This is a genomic window from Vibrio taketomensis, assembly GCF_009938165.1.
GTDB lineage: Bacteria > Pseudomonadota > Gammaproteobacteria > Enterobacterales > Vibrionaceae > Vibrio > Vibrio taketomensis.
Map to the genome: position 1 here is coordinate 1,035,102 of NZ_AP019649.1, position 23,560 is coordinate 1,058,661.

General features: G+C 43.4%; 21 protein-coding genes, 1 tRNA gene and 1 pseudogene. 21 read left to right on the forward strand and 2 right to left on the reverse strand.

Translation table 11 applies throughout. The features are described from left to right. Positions 1-214 precede the first annotated feature (214 nt). From cydA to Vt282_RS04865, 15 genes and pseudogenes are all read left to right on the forward strand, one after another. A complete protein-coding gene (cydA, locus tag Vt282_RS04795; RefSeq protein ID WP_162046707.1) occupies positions 215-1,801 on the forward strand; it encodes a cytochrome ubiquinol oxidase subunit I in 1,587 nt (528 codons plus the stop codon). Positions 1,802-1,817: 16 nt separating this feature from the next. Beyond that, a complete protein-coding gene (gene cydB / locus Vt282_RS04800) occupies positions 1,818-2,954 on the forward strand; it encodes a cytochrome d ubiquinol oxidase subunit II (protein WP_162046706.1) in 1,137 nt (378 codons plus the stop codon). A 12-nt stretch (positions 2,955-2,966) separates the two neighbouring features. Then, positions 2,967-3,074 carry a cytochrome bd-I oxidase subunit CydX gene (gene cydX, locus Vt282_RS04805; protein ID WP_000270285.1) on the forward strand — a complete coding sequence of 36 codons (108 nt, stop codon included), beginning with the start codon at positions 2,967-2,969 and terminating at the stop codon, positions 3,072-3,074. Beyond that, positions 3,067-3,369 (forward strand): cyd operon protein YbgE, encoded by a 303-nt coding sequence (gene ybgE / locus Vt282_RS04810; protein ID WP_162046705.1) that lies wholly within the window; start codon positions 3,067-3,069, stop codon positions 3,367-3,369. The genes cydX and ybgE overlap by 8 nt, the downstream gene beginning before the upstream one ends. 121 nt (positions 3,370-3,490) lie before the next feature. Continuing rightward, positions 3,491-3,955 (forward strand): tol-pal system-associated acyl-CoA thioesterase, encoded by a 465-nt coding sequence (gene ybgC, locus Vt282_RS04815; RefSeq protein WP_232055106.1) that lies wholly within the window; start codon positions 3,491-3,493, stop codon positions 3,953-3,955. Then, complete coding sequence (gene tolQ, locus Vt282_RS04820; RefSeq protein ID WP_162046704.1) at positions 3,945-4,628, forward strand: protein TolQ; 684 nt, start codon at positions 3,945-3,947, stop codon at positions 4,626-4,628. The genes ybgC and tolQ overlap by 11 nt, the downstream gene beginning before the upstream one ends. A 3-nt stretch (positions 4,629-4,631) precedes the next feature. Beyond that, the gene (tolR, locus tag Vt282_RS04825; RefSeq protein WP_162062700.1) at positions 4,632-5,075 is read left to right on the forward strand and encodes a protein TolR; all 444 of its coding nucleotides are present in this window, start codon (positions 4,632-4,634) and stop codon (positions 5,073-5,075) included. Between the two features lie 12 nt (positions 5,076-5,087). Further along, positions 5,088-6,126, forward strand: a pseudogene (gene tolA, locus Vt282_RS04830) (cell envelope integrity protein TolA). Positions 6,127-6,141: 15 nt separating this feature from the next. After that, positions 6,142-7,494, forward strand: coding sequence for a Tol-Pal system beta propeller repeat protein TolB (gene tolB, locus Vt282_RS04835; protein WP_162062701.1), 1,353 nt, complete (start codon positions 6,142-6,144; stop codon positions 7,492-7,494). A gap of 32 nt (positions 7,495-7,526) precedes the next feature. Continuing rightward, positions 7,527-8,045, forward strand: a complete 519-nt coding sequence (gene pal, locus Vt282_RS04840; protein ID WP_162046700.1) for a peptidoglycan-associated lipoprotein Pal — start codon at positions 7,527-7,529, stop codon at positions 8,043-8,045. Between the two features lie 15 nt (positions 8,046-8,060). Next, on the forward strand, positions 8,061-8,828 hold the full coding sequence (gene ybgF, locus Vt282_RS04845) for a tol-pal system protein YbgF (protein ID WP_162046699.1): 768 nt from the start codon (positions 8,061-8,063) through the stop codon (positions 8,826-8,828). A gap of 162 nt (positions 8,829-8,990) precedes the next feature. Continuing rightward, entirely contained in the window at positions 8,991-10,052 is a 1,062-nt protein-coding gene (gene nadA / locus Vt282_RS04850; RefSeq protein WP_162046698.1) for a quinolinate synthase NadA, read from the forward strand. 178 nt (positions 10,053-10,230) lie between these two features. Beyond that, on the forward strand, positions 10,231-11,265 hold the full coding sequence (locus tag Vt282_RS04855) for a potassium channel family protein (protein WP_162062702.1): 1,035 nt from the start codon (positions 10,231-10,233) through the stop codon (positions 11,263-11,265). Between the two features lie 636 nt (positions 11,266-11,901). After that, positions 11,902-12,768, forward strand: coding sequence for a tetratricopeptide repeat protein (locus Vt282_RS04860; protein ID WP_162062703.1), 867 nt, complete (start codon positions 11,902-11,904; stop codon positions 12,766-12,768). A gap of 51 nt (positions 12,769-12,819) precedes the next feature. Continuing rightward, positions 12,820-13,710: a tetratricopeptide repeat protein gene (locus Vt282_RS04865; RefSeq protein WP_162062704.1), complete on the forward strand. Its 891-nt coding sequence runs from the start codon at positions 12,820-12,822 to the stop codon at positions 13,708-13,710. Positions 13,711-13,916: 206 nt separating this feature from the next. Here Vt282_RS04865 and Vt282_RS04870 read toward each other — a convergent pair whose 3' ends face one another. Beyond that, positions 13,917-14,489 (reverse strand): UPF0149 family protein, encoded by a 573-nt coding sequence (locus Vt282_RS04870; RefSeq protein ID WP_162062705.1) that lies wholly within the window; start codon positions 14,487-14,489, stop codon positions 13,917-13,919. Positions 14,490-14,795: 306 nt separating this feature from the next. On the opposite strand from Vt282_RS04870, the gene Vt282_RS04875 reads away from it, so the two are divergent. The 5 genes from Vt282_RS04875 to Vt282_RS04895 all read left to right on the forward strand — a co-directional run bounded on the left by Vt282_RS04875 (position 14,796) and on the right by Vt282_RS04895 (position 20,334). Further along, positions 14,796-17,201, forward strand: coding sequence for a hybrid sensor histidine kinase/response regulator (locus Vt282_RS04875; RefSeq protein WP_162062706.1), 2,406 nt, complete (start codon positions 14,796-14,798; stop codon positions 17,199-17,201). 217 nt (positions 17,202-17,418) lie between these two features. Beyond that, positions 17,419-17,892, forward strand: a complete 474-nt coding sequence (locus tag Vt282_RS04880; protein ID WP_162046692.1) for an L-alanine exporter AlaE — start codon at positions 17,419-17,421, stop codon at positions 17,890-17,892. Positions 17,893-18,010: 118 nt separating this feature from the next. Beyond that, positions 18,011-18,098 (forward strand) — tRNA-Ser (locus Vt282_RS04885). 948 nt (positions 18,099-19,046) lie between these two features. Then, positions 19,047-19,319, forward strand: coding sequence for a site-specific integrase (locus tag Vt282_RS21640; protein WP_415663442.1), 273 nt, complete (start codon positions 19,047-19,049; stop codon positions 19,317-19,319). A gap of 307 nt (positions 19,320-19,626) precedes the next feature. Then, positions 19,627-20,334 carry a hypothetical protein gene (locus tag Vt282_RS04895; protein ID WP_162046690.1) on the forward strand — a complete coding sequence of 236 codons (708 nt, stop codon included), beginning with the start codon at positions 19,627-19,629 and terminating at the stop codon, positions 20,332-20,334. A 198-nt stretch (positions 20,335-20,532) separates the two neighbouring features. Here Vt282_RS04895 and Vt282_RS04900 read toward each other — a convergent pair whose 3' ends face one another. Further along, positions 20,533-21,006, reverse strand: coding sequence for a hypothetical protein (locus Vt282_RS04900; RefSeq protein ID WP_162062707.1), 474 nt, complete (start codon positions 21,004-21,006; stop codon positions 20,533-20,535). Between the two features lie 1,651 nt (positions 21,007-22,657). Between Vt282_RS04900 and Vt282_RS21455 the strand changes: the two genes are divergently transcribed. Beyond that, complete coding sequence (locus Vt282_RS21455) at positions 22,658-22,798, forward strand: DUF3644 domain-containing protein (protein ID WP_332057954.1); 141 nt, start codon at positions 22,658-22,660, stop codon at positions 22,796-22,798. Positions 22,799-23,560: the final 762 nt, after the last annotated feature.

The following is a 23,560-nucleotide window of genomic DNA, read 5'->3' on the forward strand; positions in this document are numbered from 1 at the left end:
CGGCACAATATTAGAAACCTTTTGAAACATCGGATTTTTCAAAGTAATATTAGCATTAGCTATATTAGCTGATGCTTAACAAAAAACTAACTATTGCGGCACATATTATTAACAATGTGGTGTTTTTAAGAAACATTCTCAGGGAAATATGGATTCTGAGAAGCTAAAGCAATGAACGCAAAGCGTGTCTTTCAGCCGACACATAGGAGTTCCCATGATTGACATAGTTGATCTATCGCGGTTGCAGTTCGCACTGACAGCGATGTATCACTTCCTATTTGTACCGTTGACTCTAGGTATGGCATTTTTACTTGCCATCATGGAATCGATGTACGTAATGACCAACAAGCAAATCTACAAGGACATGACTAAGTTCTGGGGTAAGCTTTTCGGTATTAACTTCGCTCTAGGTGTGGCAACAGGCCTAACCATGGAGTTCCAGTTTGGTACTAACTGGTCATATTACTCTCACTACGTTGGTGACATCTTCGGTGCACCGCTCGCCATTGAAGCTCTAGTAGCCTTTTTCTTAGAATCCACTTTCGTTGGCTTATTCTTCTTTGGTTGGGATCGCCTATCTAAGCGTCAACACCTTGTTGTAACTTGGTTAGTGGCAATCGGTTCGAACTTCTCAGCACTATGGATTCTTGTAGCAAACGGCTGGATGCAACACCCAGTGGGCGCAGAATTCAACTTCGAAACCATGCGTATGGAAATGGTGAGCTTTGCTGAAGTGGTTCTAAACCCAGTAGCACAGGTGAAATTCGTTCACACTGTAGCGTCAGGTTACACTACAGGTGCAATGTTCATTCTAGGCATCAGCTCATGGTATCTACTAAAAGGCCGTGATGTTGCGTTTGCACGCCGTTCATTTGCTATCGCAGCATCGTTCGGTATGGCAGCAATTCTGTCTACTATCATCCTTGGTGACGAATCAGGTTACGAACTAGGCGACGTGCAAAAAGTGAAGCTAGCAGCAATTGAGGCTGAATGGCACACTGAACCTGCACCAGCGGCGTTCACTGTTGTTGGTTTCCCAAGCCAAGATAAGATGGAAACAGAATACGCAATTAAGATCCCATACGTAATGGGTATCATTGCGACACGTTCTCTTGACACACAAGTAACGGGCCTAGTTGACCTTCGTGAACAACACGTTGAGCGTATCCGTAACGGTATGTACGCCTACGAGTTGCTTGAAAAACTACGCGCTGGTGATAAATCTGAAGCGAACAAAGCAGCGTTTGACGAAGTAAAAGATGACCTAGGTTACGGTCTACTTCTAAAACGTTACACCGACAAAGTAACGGATGCGACTGAATCGCAAATCCAAGCGGCTGCGGATGACTCTATCCCAGAAGTTTGGCCGCTATTCTGGTCATTCCGTATCATGGTTGGCTGTGGTTTCGTAATGCTATTCGTATTTGGTATGGCATTTATCCAAACTTGTCGTCAAAAAATCGAACAAAAACCTTGGCTACTTAAAGCGGCGCTATTCAGTATTCCACTACCATGGATTGCGGTTGAAGCAGGTTGGTTCGTGGCAGAATTTGGCCGTCAACCATGGGCAGTAGGTGAAATTCTACCGGTACATGTTGCGGCATCAGCTCTGACTGCTGGCGAAATCTGGACATCACTATTTGCCATCCTTGCGCTGTACACTGTGTTCTTAATTGCAGAAGTGTACCTAATGGTTAAATTCGCTCGCAAAGGTCCTAGCAGCCTGAAAACAGGTCGCTACCACTTTGAGCAAAACGCTGACTCTGTAGAAGACAAAGTTAGCCGCCAAGTAGAAGCATAAGGCAAGGAGACAGATTATGTTTGATTACGAAATCTTACGACTTATCTGGTGGGTGCTAATTGGCGTTCTAATGATAGGTTTTGCCATCACAGATGGTTTCGATATGGGCGTGGGTGCACTAGTGCCAATCATTGGTAAAAGTGACAATGAACGCCGTGTGATGATCAACTCGATCGCACCGCACTGGGACGGCAACCAAGTATGGCTAATCACCGCAGGTGGTGCGCTATTTGCAGCTTGGCCACTAGTATACGCAGCGTCATTCTCTGGTTTCTACCTAGCAATGATCTTGACGCTAGCTGCGCTATGGCTACGTCCGCTTGGTTTGGACTACCGTTCAAAAATTGAAGAGCCAAAATGGCGCCGTTCGTGGGATATCGCGATTTCAATCAGCGGTTTTGTTCCACCACTGATCTTCGGTGTGGCGTTTGGTAACCTTCTACAAGGCGTTCCATTCCAACTAAGTGACTTTATGATGCCGACTTACCACGGCTCATTCTTCGGTCTACTAAACCCATTTGCGCTGCTTTGTGGCCTAGTAAGTGTGTTTATGATTCTGATGCAAGGTTCTACTTGGCTACAAATGAAAACCACTGACGAACTGCATGTTCGCGCACGCTCTGTAGCTCAGCTTATGGGTCTACTAACAGTGGCAGCATTTGTTGCAGCTGGTTTCTGGATCCAAAACATGGAAGGTTACGTTATTACAACAGTAATCGACCACAACGCGGCTTCGAACCCTCTTAACAAAGAGGTAGTGCGTGAAGTAGGTGCGTGGATGAATAACTTCCACACTTACCCTCTAATGTGGGCTGCGCCTGCACTGGGTGTGTTTATGCCTCTTCTAGCGGTAATCGCATCACGCTTTGAGAAAGGTGGCTTTGCTTTCCTATTCTCAAGCCTAGGTAACGCGGGTGTTATCCTAACTGCTGGTTTCTCTATGTTCCCGTTCATCATGCCTTCAAGCCTTGAACCATCACATAGTTTGACCATGTGGGATGCAACGTCATCTGAGCTTACACTGAACCTAATGACAGCGGTTGCTGCTGTGTTCGTTCCAATCATTCTTGGTTACACCACTTGGGGTTACTACAAAATGTTTGGTCGCTTGGATAACAAGTATATTGAAGATAACAAACACTCACTTTACTAAGGAGCAATTACTATGTGGTATTTCGCATGGATCCTAGGTGTACTACTTGCTTGTGCATTCGGTATCATCAACGCTCTTTGGTTAGAGCACACAGAAATGATGGACAAAGACAGTGAATAATCTCACTGACTTGATGACAAAAATACATGCGCCGTTAGATAAAGCTCCACTGCGAGTTTTATCTTTGGTGCTGGGCTTCTTCCATGTTGCGATGCTAATGTGGAACCCTCATGCTTATTCAGAAGCAATTGGTGGCTTTAACGCATTTATTTCACCATTGCTGATTTGGGCAGTGTGTTCAAGTATGGTGTTTGGCTTGTCTTTCAAACCAAGAAATTGGTATTGGCAGGTTTTATTTAGCCCATACATCAGTTTGGGCATCTTGAGCTACTTAACAATCGCTTACGTTTTGTAGCAATAATTGCCTAAATACTCATCAAGAAACCATTGAAAAAGCGCCTGATTTTTATATCAGGCGCTTTTTTTTCGTCTAACATCAGAATTCAGCTTTTAGCGCTTGCACATAAGTCGTTGTAATGCGTTATAGTATTGCGTTAAACAAAGGATTTACGGGTAATATTGTGAGTAACACTTTGGAAATATTTTCATGGCCTGTCACGGTCTATTATGAAGATACCGATGCCGGTGGTGTGGTCTATCATTCCAACTATTTAAAGTATTTTGAAAGGGCAAGAACGGAGATGCTTCGCAGTGTTGGCGTTTCACAACATGCACTTTTGGAACAAAATATTGGTTTTGTAGTCCGACATATGGACATCGATTATTTACAGGGTGCAAGGCTTGATGATCAATTACTGGTGAATACTTCGATCGCCGAGTTAAAAAAAGCATCGTTAACATTCTGTCAGGAGATCGTAAATCCTGACGGCAAGACATTGTGCCGCGCCATGGTTAAGGTAGCATGTATCGACAATCAGAGGATGAAACCAACTGCGATTCCTCAAGCAATATTTATGGAGTTTTCTGGAAGTGACCGCTGATATCTCAATTCTTGATCTGTTTTTGCAGGCGAGCTTGCTCGTAAAAATGGTAATGCTGATTCTTCTTGGTATGTCGATTGCCTCATGGGCGATGATCATAAAGCGCAGTAAAGTGCTTTCTCAAGCAGCAAAAGACACAGAAGCGTTTGAAGACAAATTCTGGTCAGGTACAGACCTATCTGTGATTTACCAAGCGGTGGCAAAACGCAAAGATGAACTCTCAGGTACTGAAGAAATTTTCTACTCAGGTTTTAGCGAATTTGCGCGTTTACATAAATCGAATGCGAATTCACCAGACTACATTATGGAAGGTACAGGCCGTGCTATGCGCGTTGCAGTTGCGCGTGAAGTAGACGAGCTAGAAACCAGTCTACCATTTTTGGCAACCGTTGGCTCAATCAGTCCATACATTGGTCTATTTGGTACGGTATGGGGCATCATGCACGCCTTCATCGCGCTGGGCGAAGTGAAACAAGCCACCCTTGCTATGGTAGCACCAGGTATCGCCGAAGCGTTGGTCGCGACAGCAATGGGCTTGTTCGCCGCTATTCCAGCAGTTATGGCATACAACCGTCTAAGCAACAAAGTTTCTAAGCTTGAGCATAACTACGCGACCTTCTCAGAAGAGTTTCATAGCATTCTGCACCGTCAAGTGATGGCGGGAAGGGAGTAACGCATGGCGGGTTATCAACCTAAAAAGCGTAAAATGACGGCAGAGATCAACGTAGTACCATACATCGATGTGATGTTGGTATTGTTGATCATCTTTATGGTGACTTCACCGTTCGTTACTCAAGGTGTGGAAGTTGAACTACCAAAAACTGAGAGCGCGACCCCAGCCCAAGATTTGGCGGGTGACAGTGATGCAAGCTTTATCATCGTTGAAGTAGATCGCGATGGTAATTTTGGCTTGAGCGTCAACGACGAAGAAGTGATTCGTGGTATTTCTTTGCAAGATCTGATCGTACGTGTAAAAGCAGAGCTGAGCTTAAAACCTAACTCACCAGTTGCGGTGGGTGGAGATGCAGCGACACCATACGCAGAGATTGTATTGATATTGGATGAGTTGAGCCAAGCAGGCATTGCCAAAGTCGGTCTGCTAACGGACATCAAGGAATAAGTCGTTCACTGCATGAAAGACCATAAGCTAAATAAAAACAAAATGGGCAAACCGATCTTAGTATCGGTGGCCCTGCATGCGACTTTAATTGCAGCACTTATCTGGGGTACCGATTTCACGATGTCAGAACCTACGCCAACGGCGGGAATGGTTGAGGCGGTAGTGATTGACCCTGCGTTGGTGCGCCAGCAAGCGCAGCAAATTCGCAAACAGCGCGAAGAAGCCTCACGTAAAGAGCAAGACCGCCTTGATAAACTCCGTCGTGAAAGTGAACAGCTTGAGAAAAACCGTAAAGCGGAAGAAGAACGCATTCGTAAACTGAAAGAGCAGCAAGCAAGAGAAGCAAAAGCAGCACGCGAAGCGGAAAACAACAAAAAGAAAGACAAAAGAAAGAAAGTTCGCAAAGAGAAAGAGCGAACAACAACGAAAAGAACATAAATAAAGAAGCGGCAATAGCAAAGCTGAAAAAGAGCGCATCGAAAAAGAAGCTGCAGCAGCGAAAGCAGAGCAGCAGCGTATCGAGCGTGAAAAACAAGCAAAAGCGGCCGAAGAGAAAGCGCGTAAAGAGCGTGACGCTGCAGAGCGAGCAGAGAAAGAGCGTATTGCTAAAGAAAAAGCAGCGAAAGAAGCCGCAGAAAAAGCGCGCAAAGAAAAAGAACGTTTAGAACGTTTAGAGCGCGAGCGTAAAGAGCAAGAAGCGGCTTTGGATGACATCTTCTCTGGGTTAGAAAGTGAAGCAGAACAAAACAGTGCGGCACGCGGCCAGTTTGTTGATAGTGAAGTTGCTCGTTATGGTGCCATCTATACGCAACTTATCAAAGATAAGCTATTGGTGGAGGACTACTTTCGGGGAAAGTCCTGTCGAGTTAACTTACGTCTCATTTCGACTGGGGCAGGTGCGATTGTCAGTAAGTTTAGCGTTCTAGAAGGCGATAACCGAGTGTGCGCAGCAACGGAGCGTGCCGTGTCACAAGTTACTAGCTTCCCGCTGCCTACCGACCCGAGTGTGGTTAGTAAACTAAAGAATATTAACCTAACTGTTGAACTTTAATGAAAGGATGAGCTTGTGTTAAAGCGATTAATATTAGGACTCGTACTGATTGTTTCGAGCACCATTCAAGTAGCCAATGCGGCACTGGAATTGGTGATCACAGATGGTATCGACTCGGCTCGCCCGATTGCTATCGTACCATTTAAATGGGAAGGCGCAGCGCCACTGCCGCAAGATGTTTCGGCAGTGATTGCCTCTGACTTACAACGTAGTGGTAAGTTCAGCCCTGTTGCGACTAACAACATGCCTCAAACGCCTTATACTGATGCTGAAATTAATTTTGAAGCATGGACACGTATTGGGGTCGACTCTCTGCTAACAGGCACAATTACCACAGACGCAAAGGGCGACTACGTGATCAATTACCAATTGATTGACGTTGCGCGTGGCCAATTGACCAAAGGTCAAAGTAAAGCACTCGGCGCCGATGGTGATCTTATACTTTCTCGCGATCATGTGCTGTTTAACAAACGTGCAGTGGTGCCGAAAAATCGTCTACGTGAGTATGCGCACCGCATTTCAGACCTTGTTTACGAAAAACTAACTGGCGAGCGCGGCGCATTCTTAACGCGCATTGCTTACGTAGTGGTGAATGACAAAGACCCATACCCATACCAACTGCGTGTGGCGGATTATGACGGATACAACGAGCGTTTAGTATTGCGTTCTAAGCAACCTCTAATGTCACCTGCTTGGTCACCAGATGGAAAACAACTGGCGTATGTGAGTTTCCAAGACGGCCAGGCGGAAATTTTCATCATGAACATTTACACCGGCAAGAGTGAAAAGATTACTTCTTACCCACGTCACAACGGTGCACCACGTTTTTCACCGGATGGTAAAACACTTGCTCTAGTATTGTCGAAAACGGGTAGCTTGCAGGTTTATACACTCGATCTAGCGACACGAAAGTTAACGCAAATTACGCGGGGCAGATCAAATAATACAGAACCATTTTGGCACCCTGATGGAAAATCCTTGATCTTCACTTCCGATCGGGGTGGTAAACCTCAGATTTATCGAGTAAATTTGGCAGACGGTGCCACAAGCCGTATAACTTGGCAGGGTAGCCAAAACCTGGGTGGCCAAATTACGCCAGATGGTCGTTATTTGGTTATGGTAAATAGAAGCAACTCAGGCTTTAACCTTGCCAAACAAGATCTGGAATCGGGTGCAGTACAAATATTAACCAAGACACTTTTGGACGAATCTCCAAGTATCGCGCCAAATGGTGGCATGGTTATTTACAGCTCTATCTATAACAAGACCAACGTACTATCGATGGTTTCAATAGATGGCCGCTTTAAAGCTCGTTTACCAGCAACAAATGGTCGCGTCCGCGCTCCGGCATGGTCACCGTTTTTGTAGCAAGTAAGTTTAAAATAGTAAGGAAAACACAAATGCAACTTAACAAAGTTCTTAAAGGGCTACTAATTGCACTACCAGTTCTAGCGGTTACGGCATGTAGTTCAAGCGACGATGCTGCAAATGCGGCTGGCTCAGAAACTAACAACAATGGTTCATCAACAACAGTAACAACTCCGATTGATGAGCAAGGTCAATTAGCTGAGCAAGAGCTTAAAGATCAAGTAATGCAAGCTTCAACTATTTACTTCGCGTTCGACAATGCAACTATTGCTAGCGACTACGAAAAAGTACTAGCGCTGCACGCTAAGTACCTAAGCTCTAACCCAGCAATCAAAGTTACTATCGAAGGTCACGCGGATGAGCGCGGTACTCCTGAGTACAACATCGCTCTTGGTGAACGTCGTGCACAAGCAGTATCTATGTACCTACAAGCACTAGGTGTACAGGCTGACCAAATCGCTATCGTAAGCTACGGTGAAGAGAAGCCGCTAGTTCTAGGTCAGTCTGACGAAGCATACGCTAAGAACCGCCGCGCAGTTCTAGTGTACTAATTCGAGGACGACCTCATGTTCAGTAACTTAAAGCATGTTTTTTCGCTTACGTTACTGGCAAGTGCAGCGAACCTAGCGTTCGCTGCACCAGCTCCAGTAGCCGATCTCAGTGGCAGCTCAGCCAATTCTTCCTTTTCTTCAAATGAGAACGACATTCAGCGTCTAGAACGACTGCTGGAAAACCGTAATCGCGTGCAATTACAATTGCAGCAACAAGTGGACTCAATGGCACTTGAAATCAGCGATTTACGTGGTCAAATTGAAAAGAATAATTATGACATGCAACAAATGTTGCAACGTCAGCGCGAGCTGTTCATCGAGCTCGATAAAGTTCGACAAGAAAAAGCAACGCCAGTTGTCGCGCCAGTTGAAAAACCAACGGCAAAAAAAGAACCGCAAGGAACGTTTAGCAGTAATGTGGACGAACAAACCGCGTATCAAAATGCGGTCGATTTGATCCTCAAAAAGCGTGACTACGCAGGCGCTATTGCAGCGTTTGTGCAGTTCCAAAAAGACTTCCCTGATTCTACCTTTATGCCAAATTCCCATTATTGGTTAGGTCAGCTTTATTTCGCTAAAAAGCAAGATAAAGAAGCAGTGAAGAGTTTTGCTGCAGTTGTGGCGTACCCAGATTCAAACAAACGCGCTGATGCGTTAGTGAAATTGGGGGATATTGCAGAGCGTAACAATAACGCTGAGCAAGCGAAAAAGTACTATCAACAAGTGGTAACTGAATACCCTGGTAGCGCTTCAGCCAATATGGTGCAAGAAAAGCTAAAGTAAAACATTGAGCTTTTGAAAGAGGTGCTTCGGCACCTTTTTTTGTTTACGGCTCAGTGCAACTCGCAATAACGCTATCAGCGAGTATCAGCCAAAGCGCTTTGATTCTTGATATCGATCGGAGTTACAATACTCGGACTAACGGAAGTTGCGTAGAGCAGAGCAATGAGTCACATTTTAGATAAAATCGATACAGTTTATCCTTTCCCTCCAAAACCAAAACCATTAAGCGATGAACAAAAGCGCGCTCATATCGAAAACATTAAGCGTTTGCTTAAAGAAAAAGATGCGGTATTGATCGCCCACTATTACACCGATCCCGAGATCCAAGCATTAGCGGAAGAGACGGGTGGTTTTGTTGGTGACTCATTGGAGATGGCGAAGTTTGGTAACCGTCATTCTGCGAGTACATTGATCATTGCTGGCGTTCGTTTTATGGGTGAATCAGCGAAGATTCTTACTCCTGAAAAACGTATTTTGATGCCAACACTTGATGCGGAATGCTCACTTGACTTGGGCTGTCCTGCAGATAAATTCACTGAGTTTTGTGATGCGCACCCAGACCACACTGTTGTGGTTTATGCAAACACTTCTGCAGCGGTTAAAGCACGTGCTGATTGGGTGGTTACCTCAAGCATCGCGCTTGAAATCGTCGAGCACCTAGACAGTGAAGATAAGCCAATCATTTGGGGCCCAGACCGCCACTTAGGTTCATACATCGCTAACAAAACTGGCGCAGATATGCTGCTATGGCAAGGTGAGTGTGTTGTTCACGATGAGTTCTCTGCTGATGCACTGCGTAAAGCGAAAACGCTTTACCCTGATGCAGCGGTATTGGTTCACCCAGAATCACCAGCAAGCGTTGTAGAGCTTGCTGATGCAGTTGGTTCAACTAGCCAGTTAATCAAGGCAGCCAAAGAGCTACCACAACAAAAAATGATTGTGGCGACAGACAAAGGCATCTTCTTTAAGATGCAACAGCTTGTGCCTGAGAAAGAACTGATTGAAGCGCCAACAGCGGGCGCAGGCGCGACTTGTCGTAGCTGCGCACACTGCCCTTGGATGGCTATGAACGGCTTGCAAGCGATTGAAGCGGCACTGACAGAAGGCGGTGAACAACATGAGATCTTTGTTGATGAAGCACTACGTGTGAAATCACTGATCCCACTGAACCGCATGCTTGATTTTGCCGAGCAGCTTAATATGCAAGTGAAAGGCAATGCCTAATTTGCCTTACTGAATGACTGTTTAGATACACGATTCAGAATATGATTTTCAAGCCAGCAGTTTTGCTGGCTTTTTTTATCCGCTTGCGCAGCCTCTCATCTTATCGTTCGTTATTCGCATCAATTCACTATATCTGCTTGAATTACACTATGGTTCATAATAATCAGCGGAATGATTGATGACACTGTGGCTTTATCTCAGGCGCGCATTGAAAGCGACCTTATTTGACCTCAGCACTCGTAATTTGCTGCTATTAACCGCTCTTTACGTGGTTTTATCATGGCTATTGTTGAAGCTCACGGGTGAATACGAGCTGACGGACAATTTCTCCAATTTTATTTACTACTTGATGGTCACTGCGAGTACGGTGGGCTATGGCGATCATTCACCCGTAACCGACATGGGGAAATGGGTGGTGGTGATCTTTATCATTCCAGGTGGATTGGCACTATTCGCTTCAATATTGGGGCGTATTGGTTCAAATCTTGTCGACTATTGGCGAGCAGGCGTATTAGGGAAGAGAAAAGTGAATACTGACAATCATATTTTATTATTGGGCTGGAATGGTCAACGCACTCTGCATCTGATTCGCATGTTGCAACACGAAGAAGAGGGGAATCGTCCAATCGTGCTTTGTACGCGTTCAGATATTGAAAATCCGCTGCCGGGTGAAATCGGGTTTGTTAAGGTGAGTAGCTACACCGATGCACAAGAGATGAAAAATGCCCGTATTGATGTCGCGAGTTGTATCGTGGTGGACAATTTAGAAGACGACATCACGCTCTCTGCCGCGCTCTACTGCACGAATATCAACCCTGACGCTCATCTCGTTGCTTACTTTAAAGACGAGGCTCTGAGCGCGCTATTGAGCCAGCACTGCCCTAATGCGGAATGTATTCCTGCAGTGGGTGCAGAGATGTTGGCAAAAGCGGCCGTCGACCCTGGCTCAAGTGCCTTGCATCAAGAGTTATTGGCATCAACTCGAGGAATGACGCAATACTCAACCTACTATCCGGCTACGGCATTGGAGATTTCGGTAGAGAAAGTGTTCTTGTTTATGAAAAATCACCATCAAGCAACGTTAATTGCGGTTGAAGGCGAGGGTAATATTGAGTTAAACCCAGATCTGGAGACGGTCATTAAGCCTGGAAATAAATTGTTCTATATTGCTGATGAGCGCATCGAACAGTTTGAGTGGGGGAAGATAGTGTAAGATTAGACTTGCCATTTCTGACAGCCAAAGTCCAGATTTGTCATTCCTGATTGCCGTAGTCAGGAATTTCGCCCTTTATTGCTTTGACCATAAACAAAAAGGCCCCACTGTCGCGACGCCTTGCATAAAATGTCGACGTAATTCTCAACTATAAATGAAAAGTGAATGGTTGAAGTTAGTTCCCTCGATTTATTTGCAACAAGCCCTTTCTTGGTGCCTAGGAAGTGGCTTTAAATACTATCTTTCATCTTAGTACTCTTAATTACAGCGTGTTTCTGAGACATCGCTTTTGTGGCCGCAACAGGTGATGAGCCCATTATTGGGTATATAACCATGCGTCTGATGATGGTTTTCTCCATGGTAATACGGTTGAGAAAGCGCCGTTGAATAGAACGTTAAGAGCAAGATAAATATATTTCTAGTGAGAAAATAAAATCCTTATAAATATACCTATTTAGTATTCGATTGTTCATTGGAAGCCCGCTTGCTAGAAGATATTAATTGAAGCAAATAGTGCTATGTCAAAATAATTGGTGTTGTCCGTTAAGTGGCTAATGAATAAAGCCCCTGAGCATAAATAAGCGATGTAAATGGGGGAGTGAATTCAGTCAGTAACGCGGCAACTTCAAGGAAGAAGTGTATAAGTTTTTAAGGAAAAATATGAAGTACAGTATGTTAGTGGGTGGAGTGCTGATTGCTTTCTGTCTGGGTTTTATGGCCAGTCATTATCAACAGATACCCCCATTAGAGTCACTTGATTCAAAGGCAACGGAGATAGTTGAAACGGCAGAACCTGTTGCTGACTTCAAAGCCATCTATCTAGCGGCGCGACAAGGGGATGCTGAAGCGCAATTTCAGATGGCGATGCATCAGAACGTCAAAATACTAAACCACTCTGCTTTTATTTGGTTTAAGCGTGCGGCACGTCAGGGACATGTCGAAGCAATGTATCAATTAGCAGGGTTATACTTTGAATCATATGCTAAAGATAAGCGGGCTAGAGCTGAAGAGTGGGCGATAAAAGCGGATGAAGCGGGTCATCCGTTAGCCGCTTTATTGCTTGCACGCCGAGCTCCTGATAATGAGCGTCTCAAATGGCAGGAAAAAGCCGCTTTAACCGACCCTGCTATTGGACTTCAGTTAGCTTCGAATCTTAGCTGCGGCAATGAAACAGAAAAGCGCTGCCTTCAATTGATTGAACAAGCTGCTGCTTATGGTTACGCTGCGGCACAATATCAGTTAGTGCCTCATGCCGTTTTTGGCTACACCTATAGTCCTCCCTCTCCGAAGCAACAACAACTTGCAAACCGTTGGCTATCATTGGCAGCGAAACAACGTTACGGTGAAGCACAGCAAAGCTATGCCGAATTCTTATTTGAAATAGAAGATTATCCCAATGCCTGGGTCTGGGGGAAAATTGTGCGAGACGAATATCTCTATAACGACGCCGAACGCGAATTATCAATGGTCGAGTTCGGTCCTGTATTGGAACAATTAGTCTGACTTTACAGCGTTATCAGATCCCAGAAAATAATGACGATAGGTATTAATTCAATGAAGATCAAAACTCAATATCTGTTTTCTGTGTTGATGGTGATTTTTACAGCGAGTGGCATAGTTAGCGCTAATGAGGACAAGGTTGATGTCCCCCAAAATATGGCTTCACCTTTAGCAGAACATTACCAAGCAGCGTTAAATGGTGAGCCTGAAGGGCTTATGGCAATGGTGGCACTGTATGAAAGATTCCCAGGTTGGGGCTCTGAAGAACCTCTTCAGTATTGGCTGGAACAGTTAGCAGATACGGGTGATACTGGTGCCAAGGCGAAGCTCTGTCAGTTTGATAATCAAGTTGCTTTTGATTATTGCCTCAGTGCTGCAGCGAGTGGGGAGATTCAAGCAATGCTCTCTATTGCTCAAAAATACAGCTTTGGCGATGGTGTTGAAAGATCAGAGAAAATCGAAGCTTACTGGTTGCTGAAAGCCGCTCAAGCTGGCGACTCAAGAGCTCAGGAGTCTATTGGTATTTCCTATTATTGGGGACATGGTGTTTCAATAGATTACCAACAAGCTTATCAATGGTTTACTTTGGCAGCGCAGCAGGGAGAGCCTACAGCACAACGTTTTTTAGGGGTGATGTATCTAGAAGGCACGGAGCCCGTTGTTCAAGATTATGCTCAAGCACTAGATTGGCTGCAACAGGCTTCTGAGCAAGGAGACAGCTCGGCGCAAATGGAGCTTGCAATCATGTACTATAAGGGGCTGGGTGTTGAGCAGAAAAAAGTTGAGTCCTATGCCTGGATGCGTTTAGCACTAGAGCGTGTTATAGGGATAAATAAGGGACAATGGGACGCTAATCTAGCGTCAATAAAATCTGGATTAAGCGAAACAGATATTGCAGAGGGAGAAAAGTTATTTCAAAAACTGCAAGAAGAGTATTTAGACTAATTAATATTATGCGTCGTTCCTTCATTATTCTGGGTGTTTCTGGCTTGTTGAAAAAATTAATTCAAGGTTGAAACTATCATCGTATGAAATAAGGGTTGCTGAGAGCAATGACGAACGATTTCATCGCTATTCATGGCTTTCACCGCAAACAAAAAAGGCTTCACTTAGTGAAGCCTTTGAACCAATAGCGTTAAAGCAAGTGATTACTACTCACCAGCCTCAACCAACTGAACGCCACGCATGGTTAAACCACACAGCATGGTTGGAATAGCGTTAAAGATCTCTTCAAACTGATCCATGCCTTCAAAACCTTGAGCAGCAAGTGTGGTAAGAGACGTTTCTGGATCGTACAGCATAGTCAGAGACAGCAGTACACCACCTAACAGTGCGTTGTCTTGGCTATCTTCAGGCATGATTTCTTCCCAGTCATCGCGTGCCAGTTGGTAACCTTGCAGCAAGCCTTCACAGAAGTCGCGAGTTGCTTCAGTTACAATCTCTCCTTCGTCTAGCGCGCAGCCTTCTGGCCATTGCCACTCATTGTTTAGTAGAGCAGGGCGGTATTGATTCCATAGATTGATCACCTGCTCGATGTAGCTCTCTAGCTGCTCACCGTCAGAGAATGGCGCAACTTCTTCACCGCCCCAAAGGAACGGTAGCCATTCATGTGGGTCAAGGATATGAGGTGCAGTCGCCATAGCCGTAACAAAGCCGTGAGTTTTTGCATTGTTGATCAGCTTACCTTCTAGTTCAGGTAGCGCGAGAATTTGTTCTAAAGTCAAAATCAATACCGATTCAATTTGAGATATAGGATGGGCATATACTATCAGGGCATTGTTAACAAAAATAGTTTGCTGTTCGATATTATCTACGCCCATTAACCTCAAGATACTTAGTTTAGTGAGAACGACTTGGTTTGTAGACAAGGCAACGAGTGGGCGACCTAGTGATTTTCAATTCTGCATCTTGACGTTACTCAGGTAAAGACGACTTACTTGAACTGGGTTCAGTGAAAAGTATGGAAAACCTGTATCTTGGCCCGACTTGTGTATACTGATTATCTATAAACTCCAAAAACCCAGTTGGTTATGACGGCACGTTCATCGTTAAAACGTAAGAGTATAGTTGCTCTTGCCCTCTATCTTGCTCTGGTGGTCGCAACCATTGGGGCCGTGAGCTATTTTGCTGTTGAGCCACCTATTCGCGCACAATTGATGCGTAACTTAGACTCTCGCTCGCAAATTATTGCCAGTGAAATCGAAACCTCCTTTCAATCCTCTTTAGGGGTTTTGAGTAGCTTAGTGGGTATCGCTAGAACAGGTCAATCATCCGAGCTACAAGCGCAGATAGTGCAAAACATTTTCCATTCTCTTGATGGGGTAACCGTTAGTGGTGGCTTGTGGCCAAATCCAAATATTACCAAAGGCCAGGTTAGCTATGACAGCCTATTTGTTAATCGCACATCAGAGGGTGAAGTTGAGCGCATCTATTCTTGGAACAATGCAACCCTTGGTGGTTATGATGGGGAGCAATGGTACAGCGATGCTCAAATAGAGCCGCTTGGTAGCGTGGTTTGGTCTCCAGTCTATATTGACCCATTTACCCATGTGCAAATGATTACTGCTTCCTCTCCCTATTATGTCAACGGGGAGTTTGCTGGCGTCGCTACCGTGGATTTATCACTGACTCGATTACTCGATGCAATCAAAGCGCATGCAGAGCAATATGGGCTCGGGATTATTATACGCGATGCAAATCATCAAGTGGTGCTCAACCATAACGTACAATTGGTTGAAGGCATTTATATCAGCCATCAAACCTTTGGGGACTTTGGCTGGACTTTAGATGTCGTGAACGCCAATCAGCGTGTTGCGGATCAAACCTATGATTTGGTCTCGAAAGTAGAAATGGGCATCATGCCAGTGATGTTGGTTTGTGTCTTAATTGGTTATGTGGTGATCAACCGAACCTTGATCGATCCTATCGTGCGGATTGCGCGTGATGTCGATGATTCTAAACAGGGGGGCGTTATCGATATTGATTACCGCCAGGACGATGAGATCAAACATCTAATAGACGTGTTTAATGAGAAAACACGTTACCTAGAGCGAGAGAAGCAAAATGCACAAGCTTCAACGCAAGCAAAAAGTGCGTTTTTAGCCACTATCTCTCATGAGGTTCGCACGCCAATGAACGGTGTGCTCGGCACCGCACAGATATTACTCAAAACGGATCTTACGAGTGAGCAAAGAAAGCACCTAAAAACGCTCTATGATTCAGGCGATCACATGATGATGCTGCTGAATGAGATCCTCGATTACTCGAAAATTGAGCAGGGACGTTTAGAGTTAGAAAAAGCGCCGTTCCCACTCTCTTCAATCTTGGGCAGCATTAACAGCGTTTACCACACTTTGTGTGCAGAAAAGGGGCTCGAGTTTAGGATCGTCAATAACATCGATAAGCTGCGTTGGTACAACGGTGATAAAGCACGTTTAAGACAGGTGCTGTTCAATTTGCTTAACAATGCCGTTAAGTTTACCGCTAGTGGCTTTGTGGAAATCAGTTTTGATGAAGTCAGTTTAGATGGACGTAACTGCCTGAATATTAAAGTGACTGACTCGGGTGTCGGTATTGCGCGCTCTTCGTTAGACAAAATATTTAAGCCGTTTGTGCAAGCTGAGTCTTCTACCACGCGAAAATTTGGCGGTACGGGATTAGGGTTATCCATTGTTAAGCAGATCAGTGAGTTGATGCAGGGTGATATCTCGGTACAAAGTGAATTAAATAAGGGTACAACGTTTGATGTACTCTTGGCTTTGGATACCTGCTTACCCGCTCAAGCCGATATCGTAGAGCATCACAAGCTCGATTACAGCGGATTAAAAGTACTTATTGTGGAAGATAATCGTACTAACAGTATTATTATTAATACCTTACTGTCTGCTAAGGGTTTTGAATGCCAAGTGGTTGGCGATGGACAACAGGCGATAGACACGCTTCAAAGCCACCAGTTTGATTTAATTATGATGGATAACCACATGCCGATTAAAGACGGCATTAGTGCCACCAATGAAATTCGTGCGATGCACAGTAAACAAGCGAAAACGCTAATATTTGGCTGTACCGCCGATCTATTCAAAGAAACTCAAGACAGAATGCGCGCAGCGGGTGTGGATGCGATCGTTTCCAAACCGATCGATGAAAAAGAGCTCGACGATATGCTGTTCCGTTTTGCAGATAAATTGTACCAATTCAAATCTCCTCATCAAAGAGCTGTAAAATTTAATACGGAGCAAGAGTTGATTGCTCTCTACATCGCATTAGAGAATCGCAACTCGAGTGAGGTCAATGATATGTTGCAGCGCTTCTACACTCAGTTTGAAACGACCGAACATGACCAACTATTGACCTTGCTTAAGCAGATGATCGAACATCGTTCCTTGCCCTCACAATACGAAATAGACTTGCTCACCATGTTATTAAAGGATGTTTAATCCTCACGATAAATATTCCATAACAATCTAACGCCTCTAGTGAAACTTGCTACTTTTGAACAAAAATCAGTGGTTTATTAACCGTTAATTAAAAAATATGGAATCTAAAACTGGAAAATTAATGTTTTAATAGCGCCAATTGCTAGCTGGTGGTCTTAATCATAGTTATTGGTGTTGCAATTTGGCTATTTAACTAGTTTTTTATGTTGAGGTTGGAATGAAAGTCTTTGGGGCTTTAAATATTCGAGGTGCATTGGCTGATACTTTTGCAATGGTAGTGTTTTGTTTTGTTACTGGTATGTTTATCGAGATATTTATCTCCGGTATGACATTTGAACAATCACTAGCATCACGCTGTTTATCGATTCCGGTGAACATCGCTATTGCTTGGCCATATGGTGTATTCCGTGACTTTATGTTGCGTACAGGCCACCGTATATCGCCAACGTCAATTATGAAAAACATCGCAGATTTGTTGGCATACGTATTATTCCAATCTCCGGTTTATGCCATCATCTTGTTGGTAGTTGGCGCATCAACTGAGCAGATCATGACGGCAGTCGCTTCTAACGCACTAGTATCGTGTGTGATGGGCGTTTTTTACGGTTACTTCTTGGATGCATGCCGCAAGTGGTTTCGCGTGCCAGGCTACTACATGCCAGTTACAGCGGATAAACTCTCAGCAGATTAGCCAATAGATAACCAATCAGACATCTATCGGCGGATTTTTTCAGGATTAAGCTTGACCAAACCCTCTAGAATCATTAAATTAGCGCCTCGTTAGCGTAGCGCTAACCACAATTTGATTTGGTGAGTTGTCCGAGTGGCTGAAGGAGCACGCCTGGAAAGTGTGTATACGGCAACGTATCGAGAGTTCGAATCTCTCACTCACCGCCACATTATAAAGGTCTGATTTTCAGGCCTTTTCGTTTCTAAAGCCTAGTGAGCTGCCAGAGGGCACAATGGAGCGCACAATGGCACATCAATCTTCACTCAATCCATCTCGTCGGGAATGCACGTATCTAGTGCGTGGTAGGACAGGGATCATTCTTTCGTTGGAACGTTGCTGATAACGGAACGTATCGACAGACCAAGCTCAGTTTAAGAACCCGTGACTATCTTAAAGCAATCAACTTAGCTTCAACGCTAGCATTAAAAATCACGTCGATAGGAAATATCACACCAGAAGATGTTCAAACCATCTATAGAGAGTTTAAGGGAGAAACTGACAAAGTATCAAAATGCATTCATTCTCTGTATGTTGAAGAGGCTTTGACTGATCTTGCACCTAAAGTCGGTTGGAGTATCGAAATTGTTGGCTCACATTTACGAAGACCCTCGATGCTTCCACGACAATCACTACCATTCGAAAATCCCATATAGAGAAGTGGAAAGCGACACAAACGTGCAGTGAAACCACATTAAAGAAAAAGTTACGCTTCTCTCATCATGTTTTAGTCGCTTGAGATTTCATACGAACCGGACTGGTTTAGGTTAAAGATCAAATCAGGAGGATAAGTCAAAACGCGCTCTAGAGCAATCTGAGTTAGAAAACTATTCAGCATCACTCGACAATACAAACCAGCAGATCAATCAAATAGAGCGGGTGCTTGGAATATTTACCTAGATTAGCTGCTCTCACAGGTTGCAGGCTTAACGAGATTGCACAAATGCGCGTAGGTGATGTCACCTACAAATAAGCCATTCCTTTCAATCAATGACAGCGGGGACACTAAACGCCTTAAAACCGTTCAAGCCGGAGAAATATTCCGTCTCTTCTCAATTACATGACTTATTGATACCGCTAGTTCAAGGCGGGAAAAATCAGAATTACTATTTAATGATCTGCCATATCGTGAGGTTGGTGGCTATGCTCCAGTTCCTAGTAAATGGTTTACAGGCATATTCAAAGCAGCATTCAATGATTCTACGATCACTTTTCATTCAATACGGCATTACGTCGTAACGTCGTTATTCAACAATAACTGCCATGAAGACCTAATTGCAGAGCTTGTCGGGCACAGTATTGGTAAGCGGATGACGGGCAAAGTCTACATGTCTGGATTCAGTTTCGACATAAAGCTAGCTGCAATATCTACATTGACTATCTGTAACTAGAGGATAGTTTCTGATTTTGAAAAATTGGATAAATTTTTCACGCCGATTCATGGATGTGGGGAGGTGTTGGCCGTGGTCTCGCCCCCACACATCTAAACTTTCATATTAATCATTGTGTTGAACTTTGGAGTTATATAATCAAGCTATGATGAAGTTCACATTTAACAATAGGCACAGTACTCCCCAAAAAATATTAAGAGGTTAATATTTCACCTATGTGTATCTAGTTTGAATATAATTTCCCGAGGTAAAGATGATGTATGGGGTCATAAAGTCATACGACGGAGTGGAGCAATATGGCTACGTGATGGATGTCGATACCAACAAGAGTTATCACTTTTCATTTCGCAACTGTGATTATTCGTTGATCCCTTTCATTAACGATGGTGTGTATGTCACTTTTGAGCTAAAGCCATCCCCGAAAGGTTATAAAGCAATAAATGTAGAGTTATTGAATGATAGTAACTTCCTTTACGAAATACCTAACAAACTCTTGACCTCAAAAGGAACCAGCATAGAAGGCTGGAATTTGCACCAAACACCAGATTGGTATGTTGTAGGGAGTGGTGAATCTCCTGATGAAGCGCGACAATCGATGTATTCGCATTGTCGTGAATTGGGAGCAACAGGAGTTCTAGCTGTATCGTACCAGAAGACGACTGGTACGGACGGAAACTATCAGTTTACCGTTCACAACTATGTTGGAGCCCCCGCGATGCTAACGAGAAAGCACCCTAGAGGGACAATTCACGGTCATGAACTTGGCGACTTGAATGGAGAATTAGCGAAGTTAAAAGCTACGTATATAAACAAAACGAGAACTGCATTTATGGTTAGGCTCGGACTTATTATATTAATAGCCATCCTTGGCATCGGTTTTTTTGGAGAGTTTGGTGGGCTAGTTGCCTTAATACTGGCGATAATTTTCGTTCCACGTAGGACATACGGAGAGTGGCTTCAACGATATACACCAAAGAGAAAATACTCGACGGGTAAGGAGTGGAAGTCACTGTGAACCCTCATTGGTAAATTGTGTAAAAATCGAGGTTTGAGACAATTTATTGAAGGAATGCATTTATGCATGTTTTATGCAGTATTTATTCATCTAGTTTTGGCTGGAATACATAAGAAAACGAGCAACTCAACCCAAATCCTCGAGTTACCCACTCTCTGTAGTGCAGATTAGATACATTATGTTAAATGCGGTTGATTTCTAAACAATTTGAGGAATTGCAGAGGCATGCTCCGATTCATTCGCAATGTCTGCAAGGATGAAGGCTAGTGGGTTCTCTTGATTACCCGATAGTTCGACCTGTTGTTTTGCATTCCAGTTACCACGACTACGGCAACGTAACCAGAATTCCATCGCACGTACGTCAGGCGGCAATTCTTCACGGTACTGAACTATCTCACCTGAACTCAGAACCTTCTCCTTAAGCAAAGTAATTCCAGTAGCGCGCTTGAAGAGTTGATAGGCGACCTCAGCATCTGCCTGTAACTTGCCTCGCTTACGAGCTTCTGCAAATTCAGGGTAGAGGCTAACCCAGTGGAATATCGTATCACGGTGTACGTCGAAGAAGTCCGCGAGGTCTTGATCGCGTGCGCCCATTAAACAAAGCTTGTAGGTTTGTTTTGCGTATTCGGAACAGTATTTGTTGCTATTCAAGTTCCCCAGAGGTGCAGCCATATCCGTACTCCTTGTAGTCAGCAATCTTTATTATACTCCCATTAATTTAGCAAGTGCTAATGTATGTCGGAGTTAATATTAATATCGGTAATATTGGGTTTATTAGCTGGTAGGAATATTTCTGCTGGTAGGAGCTTAAGAAGAAAATGCCCATTTCTTGTTCGTGCAAATACTCATTCATATTTTGTTAACGTGAATTTGTACTACTGCAAGTTATGTGTATTTCGCCCATTCAGGAATTATGCCTCTTAGCAGTGTAATATCTTTATACGGATGGTAAGGTAATGATTTATAAATTAATAAATAATTGAAAACGATATTTTATGAAGATTATAAACGGCTATTAGTCGTCTAATCAGCGTTAAGTGTTAAGGGTGAAAATAAAGGTTTAGCGTATGAAAATTCCAGCTCAGTTTATGCATGTCGGATCTTTGACTTGTTGTGTGATGCATTGATACAACATACCCAAGCGCAACATAGTGAAAATAGTAGTTACAGATGTAACCGTTTTCCTGCTCGTCTATTTGCATCTGTTCTGTCTATCGAAAATTGTGCTAATGCTTTACTTCAGCAAATTGAAGTATCACCGCAAACATTGAATGATTTAGACAGGATGCCAGCTTTATCAAAATAGACATGTACTTACGAGTTGAACATCAGATGTCAGGCCTAGACTACGGGAGCAATATAGTTCAAAAGTTAAAGAGTTACTTCAAATCCGCAATCAGTTTGTACATCAGAAAGGAAGCAAAATCAAAACTGATATTGGTAAACCAGAATATGGTAAGGGAAATTGGATCCTCCTATGGACTTGGAAGGCAAATTACATAAACAAGTGAAAATTCCTAAATGTTCAATGTTCTGGAGTCACAATCACGCATATGAAGTGCTTAAAACAGTTTTCAATTTTACAACTATTTGTTTTCAAAACTCGTTCCCTCAGTGAGAAGGAGTTAACCCCAATGCTGATGAACCGAATTCAATTCAATTACTATGTAATGCCAAATTTGTTTGATGAAATACAGGTTGAATTACAAGAGGCAGAAAGTATTGGTCTTAAGTTAAAGTTTTTGATGCCGCCCTTGGAAACGTACTTAACAAAGCAACTTAAGACGGATTCACAACGCTTGGCATTTTGTTTCTACTTCAAATTTAGTATTTATGGCACAATGCTTTAGGATTGATGAAACCATTGTGGAGAAAAGCTATCTGACGAGATGTTAGTGCGCATTCAGTAAACATAACAAACGCTTTAAGACAGATTCGCAACACGTAGCATTTTACCATGCGTTGATTTAGTGATTATGGTGGTGTGCAGAAACATTGCATTACGTTGATCGCGTCTAAATCGGTGTTATATAGTGTCAGTAGGTAGGTTTATGTCAGAGAAAAATGGTCACAAGTAGATAAGGCGTATACATTCTTCCTGAGAGTTTTAAGTCTGACATGAGTTCATGTTAGATGAATTAGCTGAAAAGACAGGTTGGAGTGTATCTACAGTAAAACGTATTTACGTAAAAAATGGGTATCATTGCTAGAGCGGACGAACAATGGTTATAAGGTCACAGAAGTTATTACAACTTATAACTCAACTACTTTTCGTCAGCACCAAAGCCAAAAAGATGAGGTAGAAAAGTACCTTCACCAGATCATGTTAGAAAAGGCTATCTCGGCGTGTATCTCAGCGATAGAAATATATAACAAACCTAATTTTCAGCATCGAGAAGAGACTTTCAATTCTAATGACAAATGCATGGGAACTTCTTCTAAAATCCAAGTTGGTAAAAGATGATGGTGATAATCCTGAGTCCATTCATGTTTTTAATAAGGGCGTTGTAATATCCCCAAGCGGTAACCCAAAACGATTCCATTAGGCGCCGCTCTAAATCGTTTACTAGCTAATGGGTTATCCCAAAGGTGGTCGGAGATAACATTCGATTGTTAATGAATATCCGAGATGATTCGGTGCATTTTATCTGTGGTGATCTTGAGTTGAGCACTAGTATCCAAGAAATTGGTACAGCATCACTGAAAACTTCATGACTCTTGCAATGAACTGGTTCAACCATGACTTTAGTCGGTACAACTTCTACCTCATGCCTGTATCATTTTCCATCTTTCAGATGTTGCTAGTTTTAGCGTGGATAGTGAGGTTAAATCAAACCTCTTGAAGTATCTGAAAGACATTGAGAAAGATCATGAGCGACAAAGATGCAAACTATGCTATATCGTTGAAACTTCATACTAAGTTGGTAAAACGACAAATGATGAAGCCTTACAAGTGCGTCTAACTAATGACCCTGATGCTCCAGAAATTGTTTTTCCGAAGAAGATGCTCTGAAAAATTATCCACACGATTACAACGAGCTGCTAGAAATACTCAAAGCACGTTATACGAACTTTAAACAAAATAAGGTCTTTCATGACCAAATGAGGACGTTAAAAGCTGAAGGTGAAAGGTACTGTAAACTGCGCCGATTAGATCCAACCCTAGAAGTATTAGTAAAACTTTCTATCACAACAGGGTCATCGACCAGTTTGACCAATGGTACGA